This window comes from Dactylosporangium sp. NPDC051484, assembly GCF_040689395.1.
GTDB lineage: Bacteria > Actinomycetota > Actinomycetes > Mycobacteriales > Micromonosporaceae > Dactylosporangium.
In genome coordinates this window covers 14,956-26,483 of the sequence record NZ_JBFAZX010000032.1, presented here as the reverse complement: position 1 = coordinate 26,483, position 11,528 = coordinate 14,956, and the positions used below count along the sequence as shown (strand labels likewise).

The following is an 11,528-nucleotide window of genomic DNA, read 5'->3' as shown; positions in this document are numbered from 1 at the left end:
GGGCGCGTATGGGGCACCACGCCGAGCAGACCGCGGTCATCGTCGCCGTGCCGGAGGCCGAGCCGGTCGTCGGCGGGTTCCGGGCCGCCTACGACCCGGCCGCGGGCTGGGGCGTCGGCGCGCACGTGACGGTGCTGTTCCCGTTCGTGCCGCCGGACGCGCTCGACGCCACCGCACTGGCGGACCTGGCCGCCGCGATCGCCTCGGTGCCGCGATTCACCGCCGAGCTGACCGCCGCCCGCTGGTTCGGCGAGCAGGTGCTGTGGCTGGCCCCGGAGCCCGCCGACGCGTTCCGCGCGCTCACCGCCGCCGTCTGGGCGCGGTTTCCGGCCTGCCCGCCGTACGAGGGGCGCCACGCCGACGTGATCCCGCACCTGACGGTCGGCGACGGCGCCCCCGTCGAACGGCTGCGCGCCGCCCAGGCCGCGATCGAGCCGCTGCTGCCGGTGCGGTTCGCCGTCACGTCGGCCCGGCTGATCCGCGGCCGCGCGGCGCCGGACTCCTGGACGCCGCTCGCCGACCTGCCGCTGTGCGCGCCACGGCTGGCGGTCTGAGCCGGCCGACCGGCGCGCCTGCCGATCCGCGACGACGCCTCCATGGCGGCGGACAAACGTCGGGGCACCCGTATCCGCCGGCCGCGAGGTCCTATCTGGACAGACGCGACGTGCGGCCCGGCTGGAAGCCCGGCACGAACCACCGGCATTTCGAGGAACCCGAATGGGATCCCGTCGCACCGTTCGGATGAACCGCGACCGGCCCATCGACCCCCATAATGTGCGAATGTCACGTGTGGGTCAGTTCCGGCTCCTTGTCGCGGGGTTGCTGGTGCTCATCGTCGGCGGCGTCGCGACGACCGTGTATGTGCTGCGCAACGCCGGATCGGGGCAGCCCGCCGCGGGCGGCGAGGCCTCGGCCACCCCGGTCGTGGCCGCCCCGCCGTCCGCGTCGTTGTCACCGTCGCCGCCGTTCATCGGCTGGTCCGACCCGGCGCTGGTCGGCAAGCCGTACGGCACGAAGGTCCAGGGCCTGCTGACGTTCCGCGGCAACCCGACCCGCACGTACTACGGGCAGGGCCCGGTGCCCCGCACGACCCCGGTGCACAAGTGGCAGTTCCCGCAGTCGGGCGGGATGTGCTCGATGTCGACGGACAAGGGCAAGACGACCGAGTGGTGCGGCAACGGCTGGACCGGCCAGCCGGCCGTGTTCGAGCGCGACGGGCGCACGTGGGTCGTGTTCGGCGCGTACGACCGCAGCATCCACTTCCTCGACGCGGCGACCGGCGAGCGCATCATGCCCGACTTCAAGACCGGCGACATCATCAAGGGCAGCGTCACGGTCGACCCGGACGGGTTCCCGCTGCTCTACTCCGGGTCACGGGACAACTACTACCGCGTCATCGCGCTGGACCGGGGCACGCCGACCGAGCTGTGGAAGCTCTCCGCGGACGCGGTCAAGCCGACGCTGTGGAACGACGACTGGGACGGCTCCGGCCTCATCATCGACGACTACCTGCTCGAGGGCGGGGAGAACAGCCAGTTCCACATCGTGAAGCTCAACCGCTCGTACGGCCCGGACGGCAAGGTCACCGTCGACCCGAAGCTGGTGTTCCACACGCCCGGCTGGGACGATCAGCTGCTCAAGGACTTCGGCGACACGAACGTGTCGATCGAGAACTCGGTCGCCGTCTACAAGGACACCGTGTACTTCGCCAACTCCGGCGGCCTGGTGCAGGGCTGGGACCTCTCCGGTCTCAAGCAGGGCCGGATGCCGACGCGGACCTTCCGGTTCTGGACCGGCGACGACACCGACGCGTCCGTGGTCGTGGACTCCGACGGCTTCCTGTACATCGGGTCGGAGTTCGAGAAGGGCAACGCCCGCTCCCGCGAGGTCGGGCAGATGATCAAGCTCGACCCGTCCAAGCCGGACAACCCGGTGGTGTGGTCGGTGAAGGACCAGGGCTCCAAGCCGGCCGGGATCTGGGGGACCCCGGCGCTGTACAAGGACATCGTCGTCTACGACACCACGGGCGGCGACGTGCTGGGCATCGACCGGGTCACGGGGGAGGTGCGGTGGCGCTTCCACGTGCCGGGCGGTGAGACCTGGCAGTCCCCGGTGAGCGTCGACGACACGCTGTTCATCGGCGACTGCGCGGGCACCATGCACGCCTACGACGTGGCGGACACTCACGCCGACCCGCGCCCGCTGTGGGAGCTGAAGATCGGCGGGTGCATCGAGTCGACGCCGGCCGTCTGGAAGGGCGCGATGTACTTCGGCACCCGCGCCGGCGCGGTTCACTCGCTGTCGGTGTCGTGACCGGCGACCGTTCGCCGGCCTCGGCGCTCGATGTCTTATCCTAGCGTCCTAGGATGCGCTAGGGGCGTGGCTGGCGCCACGCTGGAGAGCACATCGAGCCGCTACGCGGCAGAACTGACGCAACCCTGACGGCGGGGGAGCGCGGGGCTCCGGAATGATTGTTCCCATGACGCTGGAGCGCAAGCCCGCGGAGCGGCTCGGCGACTTCCTCACCGCCTGGGTGCAGCGGCTGCCCCCGCGCCTGCGCCGCGTCCTGCCGCGCGAGCTGGTCGGCTTCGCCATGCTCGGCGCCTTTACGTTCTGCATCGATCTCGCGGTGCTGGCGATGCTGCGGCGCTGGACGCACCTGCCGATGCCGGTCGCGGTCTCCATCGCGTACATCGGCGCGTTCGGCCTCAACTTCGTGCTCAACCGCACGGTGAACTTCCGCTCACACGCGCCGGTCGGCGGCCAGATCGTGCGGTACGCGGTCGTGCTGCTCGGCGACTACCTCACCACGGTCACGGTGACGACCGGCCTGTCGATGCTGGGCCTGGACTTCCGCGTCGCGCGCGTCCTGGCGTCGTTCATCGTGGCGGTGTTCACGTACTCAGCGTCGCGCTGGTGGGTCTTCCGCGAACGCCCGGCCCGCCCCGCGCCCGCCGCAATCGCCGACCCGGTCGACGACGCCGTCGCTCCCTAGCTCAGGGTCCGCAGCGTCGACGTCATTTCCTAGCATCCTAGGACGCGATACACGACGTGGCTTCGCCACGTCTGAACAGCACAAACGAGCCGCTGCGCGGCAGACTTTCGTTTTTCGGCGCGGCGCGTGGGCTACCTCGCGCTCGGAGCCGGGGCCTACTCGGCGTGCTCTTTGCGCCACCAGTCGGCGCCGGTTTCGGGCAGGGTGTCGATGGGGTCGTAGTAGGGGTAGGTGCGGTCGAGTTGGGTGGCGTCGTCCTCGATGCTGGTGCGGTAGTTCTTGGTCCAGTAGCTGATGCCGCGTTCGCGGTCGTACTCGGTGACCATGTGGACCCAGCGTTTGCCGACGTAGGGCACGTCGCAGACGATGCGGGGGGTGGCGTATCCGGGCAGGTAGCCCATGATGTCGTGCTGGAGTCGCTGTGCCTGCCAGACGGCGACGCGCCAGTGTTCGGCGTTGGGGATCATGTCGCACATGTAGAAGTAATAGGGCAGGATGCCGGCCTCGCCCTGGAGGGCGAAGCAGAGGTCGAGCAGGTCGGGGGTCGTGGCGTTGACGCCGCGCATGAGGACGCCCTGGTTGCGCACGTCGCGGACGCCGACTTCGAGCGCGGTGTGGGCGGCCTTGGCGACGAGTGGGGTGAGGGACCGGGCGTGGTTGACGTGAGTATGGATGGCGAGGTTGACGCCGCGGCGGGCGGCGGTGCGGGCGACGCGTTCGAGGCCTTCGACGACAGTGGGTTGCAGCCAGTGCTGCGGGAGGCCCATGAGGGCCTTGGTGGCGAGGCGGATGTCGCGGATGGTGTCGATGGCGAGCAGTTGCATGAGGAAGGACTCGAGCTGGTGCCAGGGGAGGTTGGCGACGTCTCCGCCGGAGACGACGACGTCTCGGACGCCGGGGTGGGTGCGTAGGTAGTCGAGGATGGCGGTGTGGCGGTCGGTGGGTTTGCTGGCGAGTTTGAGTTTGGTGACGGTGGGGGTGTTGTTGCCGACGAGGTCCATGCGGGTGCAGTGGCCGCAGTACTGGGGGCAGGTGGCGAGGAGTTCGGCGAGGACTTTGGTGGGGTAGCGGTGGGTGAGTCCTTCGGCGACCCACATGTCGTGTTCGTGGAGGGAGTCGCGGGTGGCGTAGGGGTGGGAGGGCCAGTCGGTGAGGCGGTCGCTGGCGATGGGGAGCATGTAGCGGCGGATAGGGTCGTTGCGGAGGGTGTCGTCGGTGGGGGTGGTGGCGGGCACCATGGTGTTGATCATCTGTGGGGGGATGAGCATGGACATGGTGGCGTGGTTGGCCTGGTCGGTGGCGAGGTCGTCGTAGAAGGTGTCGGTGACGTGGTCGCCGAGGACGGTGCGTAGCTGGTTGATGTTCTTGACGCAGTGGGCGCGTTGCCATTGGGCGGATTCCCACTGTTCGCGGGTGACGGTCGTCCAGGCGGGGAAGCGTCGCCAGTCGGGTTCTTCGAGCGCGTGGCGCTGGTAGATGTATGGCTGCACGATCCCGCTCCCTTAATTTTTCCGCCTAGTCGGGAGACTAGCGGGAAATCTTCCGTCAAGCGATCCTTGAGCCGGAAGTTTTACCGTCGCAGGGCGGGAAGCCAGCCGCCCGCACCGTGCGCTCGTCGTGCTTGAAAGATATCCTGTGATTGCGTTATTCTGCCGGAAAATCTTCGGCACACATCGGGTGGTGCGGGAAATGAGTTCGCCAATCGGGTTGCATCGGGTGATTGCTCCGGCCGGGGTGCTGCCGCAGGCGGCGTTGCGCCTCGACGCGTCCCCGCGGATCGCCGACGACGAGGTCCGCGTCGGCGTGCAGCGGCTCAACCTCGACGCGGCGAGCTACCGGCAGCTGGCAGCCGAGCACGGCGGCGACGGGGACCGCATCCGCGCTGCGGTGCTCGGGATCATCGAGACCCGGGGCAAGATGCACAACCCGGTGACCGGCTCCGGCGGGATGCTCATCGGCACGGTCGAGGAGGCGGGGCCCGCGTCGCCGCTCGGGCTGCGCCCCGGCGACCGGGTCGCGACCCTGGTTTCGCTCACCCTCACGCCGCTGGCGGTCACTGACGGGCTGCGACGCTGGGACGGCCTCGGTGAGCAGGTGCCGTGCGAGGGCCACGCGATCCTGTTCGCTCGGTCGATCGCCGCGGTGCTGCCCGACGATCTTGATCCGGGGCTGGCCCTGGCCGTGTTCGACGTGTGCGGCGCCCCGGCGCTGGTCGCGCGGAGTCTGCGCGGCATTCTGGCCGAGCGGGGCGGGCCGGTCCGGGTCGTGGTGCTGGGTGCGGCCGGTAAGAGCGGCAGTCTGGCGCTGGCCGCGGCCCGCGCGGCCGGCGGTGACCGGGTGGTGAGCGTCGGGGTGGTCCGTGACGACGCCGAGCGTGACCTGCTGGCCAGTGCGGGGCTGGCGGGGTCGGTCGTGGTCGCCGACGCCCGTGACGCGGCCGGTCTGGCCGCCGTCCTGGAGGGGTGTGGCGGGCCGGGGGATCTGACGGTGGTGTGTGTCGAGGTTCCCGGTTGTGAGCATGCCGCGATCCTGGCCACGGCGCCCGGGGGGACGGTGGTGTTCTTCTCCATGGCCACGTCGTTCCCGGCGGCGGCGCTGGGTGCGGAGGGCCTCGCGGCGGATGTGACGATGCTCATCGGCAACGGTTATGTGCCCGGCCACGCCGAGTATGCGCTGGGTCTGCTGCGATCCGACAGTGCGGTGCGGCAGTTGTTCCAGGCGCGGTTGCGGCCGCGGTTGGCAGACTGGGCGGCATGAAGACCCTTTACCGCGGTGGCCTCGTCCACACTCCGGCCGATCCTTCCGCCACCGCGTTGCTCGTCGACGGTGGCCGTATGTCCTGGCTCGGGCCTGACGCGGACGCGCCCGGTGGCGCGGACCGGGTCGTCGATCTCGAGGGTGCCCTGGTGACGCCGGCGTTCGTCGACGCGCACGTGCATCTGAGCGCGACCGGGCTCACGCTGCAGGGTCTTGACCTGTCGGGTGCGGCGTCGGCGGTGGAGGTGCTCGATGCGGTCGCGGCGCACGCGGCGGCGTTGCCCGGGGATGCGGTTGTCATCGGTCACGGCTGGGACGAGTCGGGGTGGGCGGATCAGCGCACTCCGAGTGCCGCGCAGCTGGATCGGGCCGGTGGTGGCCGGCGGGTGTATCTGTCCCGCACGTGTGTGCACGCGGCGCTGGTGTCCACGGCGTTGCTCAGTGATGAGGCGAGGGTCGCGGCCGGGTATGACGATGGCGGCTGGCTGCGTCGTGACGCCCATCATGTGGTGCGGGAGGCGGCGTACGGGTCGATCACGTCGGCGCAGTTGGGTGCCGCGCAGCGGGCGGCGTTGCGGCATGCGGCGGCGCTGGGTATCGCCGCGGTGCACGAGTGTGGGGGGCCGGGCACGTCGGGGGAGGACGATTTCGTCGCCGCGCTGGGGCATGGGCCGCGGTTGCCGCGGGTGTTCGGGTTGTGGGGGGAGATTGGGGCGGCGGCGAAGGCTCGTGAGCTCGGTGCGATCGGCGCGGCGGGAGATCTGTACGCGGATGGGGCTCTCGGTGCCCGCACCGCTCACCTGCGTGCGGACTATGGCGACGAGCCGGGCTCGTGTGGTCATGGTTATCTCACCGTGGAGCAGGTCACCGAGCATCTTGTCGGTTGTGTCGGGCACGGGGTGCAGGGCGGGTTCCACGCCATCGGTGATCGGGCTGTCGACACGGTGCTGGCCGGGTTCGCGGGTGCCGCGGCCAGGGTGGGTGTGGAGCGGTTGCGGGCCGGGCGGCATCGTGTGGAGCACGCCGAGTTGCTGGACAGGGCGGCGATCGCCCGGTTCGTGGAGTTCGGGATTGTCGCGTCGGTGCAGCCGGCGTTTGATCGGCTGTGGGGTGGCGGGCATGGCATGTACGCGCAGCGGCTCGGTGCGGGGCGGGCTCTGGCGGCGAATCCGATCGGGTCGATGGCGGGTGTCGGGGTGTTGCTGGCGTTCGGGTCGGACAGTCCGGTGACGCCGCTGGATCCGTGGGGTGGTTGCCGGGCGGCGATGCGTCACCACAATCCGGTGCAGCGTCTGGGTGGTAAGGCGGCGTTCGCCGCGCATACCCGTGGTGGGTGGCGGGCGGCCGGGGTCGACGATGAGGGTGTGCTCAACCCTGGTGGTAGTGCCACGTTCACGGTCTGGGAGACGAGCGAGCGTCTCGGTGGCGTTGTCGGTGGCGAGGTCAGCCCGGCGGCCCGGACCACGGTGCTGGGTGGCGTCGAGATTCACACGACATGAGCGGGAGGCGGCGGTGAGCGGGAAACTGGGGCTGGACGGGCGGACGGTGGCTCGTGCCCGGCGGCTGGCCGCCGCCGCGGGTGCGCCGGTGGTGGAGTTGGCCAGGACGCACACGACGGTCGCCGTGGAGCGTGCGACGTTGCGTCTGGCGGGGATCGGCGGTGCGGACCCGGACGGCATTCCGTGGGTGAACCGGCTGGTCGATGCGGTTGTCGCCGATGTCGGTCTCGGCCATGGGGTGCTGCTGCCGGTGTATGCGGCGTTGGTTCGTGACGGGCACGCCGATCTGACGTTGCTGGCGCAGAAGGCCGCGGCGGGCAGTGTGCGTTTCGAGGTACCGGATCCGGGCAAGAGCGGGCGGGCCCGGCGGGCGGCGACGGCGGCGGTGGGGCGTGGTGTCGCCCGGATCGACCGCCGGCGGCGGGAGCGGGAGCGGCTGGTGGCGCGGCACGGTGATCCGGTTCGCCGGCCGTGGGTGTATCTGATCGTCGCCACCGGTGACATCTATGAGGACATTCCGCAGGCGCAGGCGGCGGCGCGGGCCGGTGCCGATGTGATCGCGGTGATTCGTTCCACGGGGCAGTCGTTGCTGGACTTCGTGCCGGAGGGCGCGACCCGGGAGGGGTTCGCGGGCACGTATGCCACGCAGGAGAATTTCCGGCTCATGCGGGCGGCGCTGGATGTGACGTCGAAAGAGGTGGGCCGGTATGTGCGGCTGACGAACTACGCGTCGGGGCTGTGCATGCCGGAGATCGCCGTGCTGGCAGGGCTTGAACGGCTGGACATGATGCTGAACGATTCGATGTACGGGATTCTGTTCCGTGACATCAATCCGGTGCGGACGTTCGTGGATCAGCGGTTCTCGCGGCAGGTCCATGCGCGGGCGGGGATCATCATCAATACGGGTGAGGACAATTATCTCACCACGGCCGACGCGGTCGAGGCGGCGCACACCGTCACGGTGTCGCAGCTGCTCAACGAGTTCTTCGCGCGGGAGGCGGGGCTGCAGACGTGGCAGCTGGGCCTCGGGCACGCGTTCGAGATCGATCCGGATCTGCCGGAGTCGTTCCGGCTGGAGCTGGCTCATGCGTTGCTGGCGCGGGAGTTGTTTCCGGGTGCGCCGCTGAAGTGGATGCCGCCGACGCGGCACATGACCGGTGACGTGTTCCGCGGCAATCTCCTCGATGGGTTCTTCAATCTTGCCGGGATGCTCACCGGTCAGGGGATTCTGCTGGTGGGGATGATGACGGAGGCGGTTGTCACGCCGTGGTTGTCCGATCGTGACATCGCGTTGCAGAACGTTCACTACGTGATGCGGGCGGCGGGGAACCTGCACGAGGACTTCACGCCGGGTCCGTTCATCAAGGACCGGGCGGCGGTCGTGCTGCGGGAGGCGGTCGAGCTGCTGGGGCGGATCGTGGACGAGGGGTTGCTCGCGGCGATCGCCGACGGCACGTTCGGGATCATGCGCCGGCCGGCTGACGGGGGTAAGGGGCTCGACGGTGTCGCGCGACGGGAGCCGGGCTACTGGAATCCGGCGGAGGCGTTGCTGAGCGAGGTGCCGGCGGTGCGGGAGGGGGCGTGCGGTGAGTGACGTCGTCCGGCCGTACGGGGACACGACTGGTGACGGCATGGTGCAGGTCTCGTTCACGCTGCCGTTGCCGGCGGGCCGGCGGGGTGAGGGCGCGGCGCTGCAGCTGGCGGGGAAGATGGGTATCGACCCGGCGATGGTGGTGCACGCGCGGCCGATCGGTGACGGGCACACGTTCTTCGTGGTGTATGGGCGGGTCAACCATCTGGTCGAGCCGGGGAAGGTCGTCGTCGCCGAGCGGGACTTTCCGCTGTTGTCGGCGAAGGACGTGAATGCGGCGATCCGTGGCCGGTTGCGGCGCAAGTTCGTCGTTGTCGGGGCGTGTATCGGCACTGACGCGCATACGGTGGGCATCGACGCGATCCTCAACGTGAAGGGTATCGCCGGGGAGAAGGGCCTGGAGTACTACCGGGAGATGCGAGTGGTCAATCTCGGCGCGCAGGTTACGGTCGCTGATCTCGTCGCGGCCGCGACGGCGGAACAGGCGGACGCGGTGCTCGTGTCACAGGTCGTCACCCAGCGTGATGCGCATCTGCACAACACCCGTGCCATGTCGGCGGCGTTCCGGGAGGCGTTCGCGCCGGCCCGCCGGCCGCTGCTGGTCGCCGGCGGGCCCCGGTTCGACGAGCGGATGGCCGGCGAACTCGGCGTCGACCGGATCTTCGGTCGTGGCACCACGCCTCGCGAGGTCGCGTCGTATCTCGCGCACACCGCAGGGGGTGCCCGGTGAGTCCGGTGAGCAAAGTCGGGGCGACGGTCGTGCACCGCCGGTACGTGCCGTATGCGCATGCCCACTACGGCGGGAACCTCGTCGACGGTGCGTACAGCCTGGCCCTGTTCGGCGACGCCGCGACCGAGTTGTGCATCCGCACGGACGGTGACGAGGGTCTGTTCGCCGGGTACAGTGCCGTCACGTTCCACGCCCCGGTCCGTGCCGGTGACGTCGTGGAGGTCACCGCCGTCGTCACGCGGCAGGGCAGCCGCAGCCGCACCGTCGACTTCACCTGCCATGTCACCTGCCGTGGTACTCCTGAGGCCGGCCCGTCGGCGGCGGCCGTGCTCGATCCGCCGCTGCTGGCCGTGTCGGCGACCGGCACTGTCGTCGTGCCCGCCGCGTGAGCCGCGCCGCCTGCCTCGACGTGGGGTCGACCGACACGAAACTCGCAGTCGTCGACCTGCGTGAGGGCCGGTTGGTGGGCACGGCGACGCATCCGACGACCTTGGGCACCGATGTCCTGGAGGGTGTCGAGGTGTTGCTGGCCGCTGCCGGGCCGGTCGAGCACGTGTACTGCTGCTCGTCGGCCGGTGGCGGGTTGCGCCTGGCGGTCGTCGGCTATGAGGCGCTCGTGTCCGCGGACGCCGCTCACCGGGTCGCGCTGTCCGCGGGTGCCCGGGTGGTGCATGTCGCCGCGGGGCGGCTCACCGTGGCGGCGCTGGCCGGGGTGCGGGCGGCCAGGCCCGATGTGGTCCTGCTCGCCGGTGGCACCGACGGCGGCGACTCCGGCACCATCGTGCACAACGCCGGGCGGCTGGCGGCCGCGAGGTGGCGGGTCCCGGTCGTCGTGGCCGGTAACGCCGATGCCCGTGAGCATGTCACGGGCCTGCTCGCGGCGCGGGGGTTGCCGGTCACCGCGACCGGTAACGTGCTGCCCCGCATCGGGGTCATCGACCCGGGCCCGGCCCGTGCCGCGATCCGTGACATGTTCATCAGCCACGTCATCGGCGGTAAACGGCTGTCCCGTGGCGTCCGTTTCGCCCGGATGGTCGCCGCCGCGACCCCGGACGCGGTCCTGACCGGTGTCGGGGTGCTGGCCGCCGGTGCCGGCGGGGATCTGCTCGTCGTCGACGTGGGCGGGGCCACCACCGACGTGTATTCGGCGTTGCAGCCGCGTGAGACGGCCCCGGACGCGGTCGCCGGGGTGTTGTGGCACGCCCGGACGGTCGAGGGTGACCTCGGTGTGCGGTGGAACAGCGACGGTATCCGCGCCGCCGCCGAGCTGGAACGTGTCCTGGTCGCGGCGGGCCCGCTGGGGCCGGCGGCCGCGGCGGTCACCGTCGCGGTGCGTCGCCATGCCAGGGCGGGACGCGACCTGCGACATGTCGTGTCGGTCGTGGCGTCCGGTGGTGTGTTCCGGCATGCTGGACGTGCCGCGGCCGCCGCGGCGATCGCACCGACTTTGCACGACCACGCCGGCGGGTGGGCGCTGCCCCGCGCACCGCGTGTCGCCGTCGACGCCGACTATGTCCTGGCCGCCGCGGGGTTGCTCGCCGCCGACCATCCTGGTGTCGCCGCCCGGTTGTGTGAGGGGCTGCGGGTGACCGCAGGGTGATTGCACGGCGCTCGATGCCGGCTCCGGGCCAGCTCTGGCCCGGCTCGGGGGCCGGTGAACACGGACCGTCACCAGCTGGGCCGCGACGCGGCGTGACCTGGACGACACGAACTGTGAGCATGTGGGTGAACCGGGTCCGACACGCCTGGACGACACGCCGCCGTGCCGAATTCCATCCCGTGGGACGGTTGACATCCACCCGGCGGCTGCGCGTACCTTCTTTGCGTCCTACTTCGGGAAGGATGACCGCGGTTCGTTACTCCCCACTGCCGGCCGGCCGGGTGTCCACCGTCAACCGACGGGACGTCCGGAGCGCAGGCGGCGGGGGCCGGCGGGGGCCGTGGACCGGGCATCCA

10 protein-coding genes are annotated in these 11,528 nt (G+C 70.6%); 9 read left to right on the top strand and 1 reads right to left on the bottom strand.

Going from position 1 to position 11,528, the window contains the following annotated elements; all coding sequences use genetic code 11:
- Positions 1–8 precede the first annotated feature (8 nt).
- The 3 genes from AB0367_RS32830 to AB0367_RS32820 all read left to right on the top strand — a co-directional run bounded on the left by AB0367_RS32830 (position 9) and on the right by AB0367_RS32820 (position 2,995).
- Positions 9–554 (top strand): 2'-5' RNA ligase family protein, encoded by a 546-nt coding sequence (locus AB0367_RS32830; RefSeq protein ID WP_366230369.1) that lies wholly within the window; start codon positions 9–11, stop codon positions 552–554.
- Positions 555–780: 226 nt separating this feature from the next.
- Positions 781–2,313 (top strand): PQQ-binding-like beta-propeller repeat protein, encoded by a 1,533-nt coding sequence (locus tag AB0367_RS32825; RefSeq protein WP_366230368.1) that lies wholly within the window; start codon positions 781–783, stop codon positions 2,311–2,313.
- 166 nt (positions 2,314–2,479) lie between these two features.
- A complete protein-coding gene (locus AB0367_RS32820; protein ID WP_366230367.1) occupies positions 2,480–2,995 on the top strand; it encodes a GtrA family protein in 516 nt (171 codons plus the stop codon).
- Positions 2,996–3,150: 155 nt separating this feature from the next.
- On the opposite strand, the gene AB0367_RS32815 is transcribed toward AB0367_RS32820, so the two are convergent.
- A complete protein-coding gene (locus AB0367_RS32815; RefSeq protein ID WP_366230422.1) occupies positions 3,151–4,488 on the bottom strand; it encodes a lysine 2,3-aminomutase in 1,338 nt (445 codons plus the stop codon).
- Positions 4,489–4,684: 196 nt separating this feature from the next.
- Here AB0367_RS32815 and AB0367_RS32810 point away from each other — a divergent pair, with 196 nt between their 5' ends.
- The 6 genes from AB0367_RS32810 to AB0367_RS32785 are packed head-to-tail and all read left to right on the top strand — an operon-like array spanning position 4,685 to position 11,172.
- The gene (locus AB0367_RS32810; RefSeq protein ID WP_366230366.1) at positions 4,685–5,752 is read left to right on the top strand and encodes a zinc-binding alcohol dehydrogenase; all 1,068 of its coding nucleotides are present in this window, start codon (positions 4,685–4,687) and stop codon (positions 5,750–5,752) included.
- Positions 5,749–7,251 (top strand): amidohydrolase family protein, encoded by a 1,503-nt coding sequence (locus AB0367_RS32805; RefSeq protein ID WP_366230365.1) that lies wholly within the window; start codon positions 5,749–5,751, stop codon positions 7,249–7,251. Before AB0367_RS32810 ends, AB0367_RS32805 begins: the two co-directional genes overlap by 4 nt.
- 13 nt (positions 7,252–7,264) lie before the next feature.
- Positions 7,265–8,845, top strand: coding sequence for a lysine 5,6-aminomutase subunit alpha (locus AB0367_RS32800; RefSeq protein ID WP_366230421.1), 1,581 nt, complete (start codon positions 7,265–7,267; stop codon positions 8,843–8,845).
- Complete coding sequence (locus tag AB0367_RS32795) at positions 8,838–9,572, top strand: OAM dimerization domain-containing protein (RefSeq protein ID WP_366230364.1); 735 nt, start codon at positions 8,838–8,840, stop codon at positions 9,570–9,572. Before AB0367_RS32800 ends, AB0367_RS32795 begins: the two co-directional genes overlap by 8 nt.
- Before the next feature lie 5 nt (positions 9,573–9,577).
- A complete protein-coding gene (locus AB0367_RS32790; protein ID WP_366230363.1) occupies positions 9,578–9,961 on the top strand; it encodes a hotdog domain-containing protein in 384 nt (127 codons plus the stop codon).
- On the top strand, positions 9,958–11,172 hold the full coding sequence (locus tag AB0367_RS32785) for a glutamate mutase L (protein WP_366230362.1): 1,215 nt from the start codon (positions 9,958–9,960) through the stop codon (positions 11,170–11,172). The genes AB0367_RS32790 and AB0367_RS32785 overlap by 4 nt, the downstream gene beginning before the upstream one ends.
- Positions 11,173–11,528: the final 356 nt, after the last annotated feature.

Bases quoted from the DNA above. Each gene is read 5' to 3' on its own strand.
- AB0367_RS32830 (WP_366230369.1), top strand. From the start codon at position 9: ATGGGGCACCACGCCGAGCAGACCGCGGTCATCGTCGCCGTGCCGGAG.
- AB0367_RS32825 (WP_366230368.1), top strand. From the start codon at position 781: ATGTCACGTGTGGGTCAGTTCCGGCTCCTTGTCGCGGGGTTGCTGGTG.
- AB0367_RS32820 (WP_366230367.1), top strand. From the start codon at position 2,480: ATGACGCTGGAGCGCAAGCCCGCGGAGCGGCTCGGCGACTTCCTCACC.
- AB0367_RS32810 (WP_366230366.1), top strand. From the start codon at position 4,685: ATGAGTTCGCCAATCGGGTTGCATCGGGTGATTGCTCCGGCCGGGGTG.
- AB0367_RS32805 (WP_366230365.1), top strand. From the start codon at position 5,749: ATGAAGACCCTTTACCGCGGTGGCCTCGTCCACACTCCGGCCGATCCT.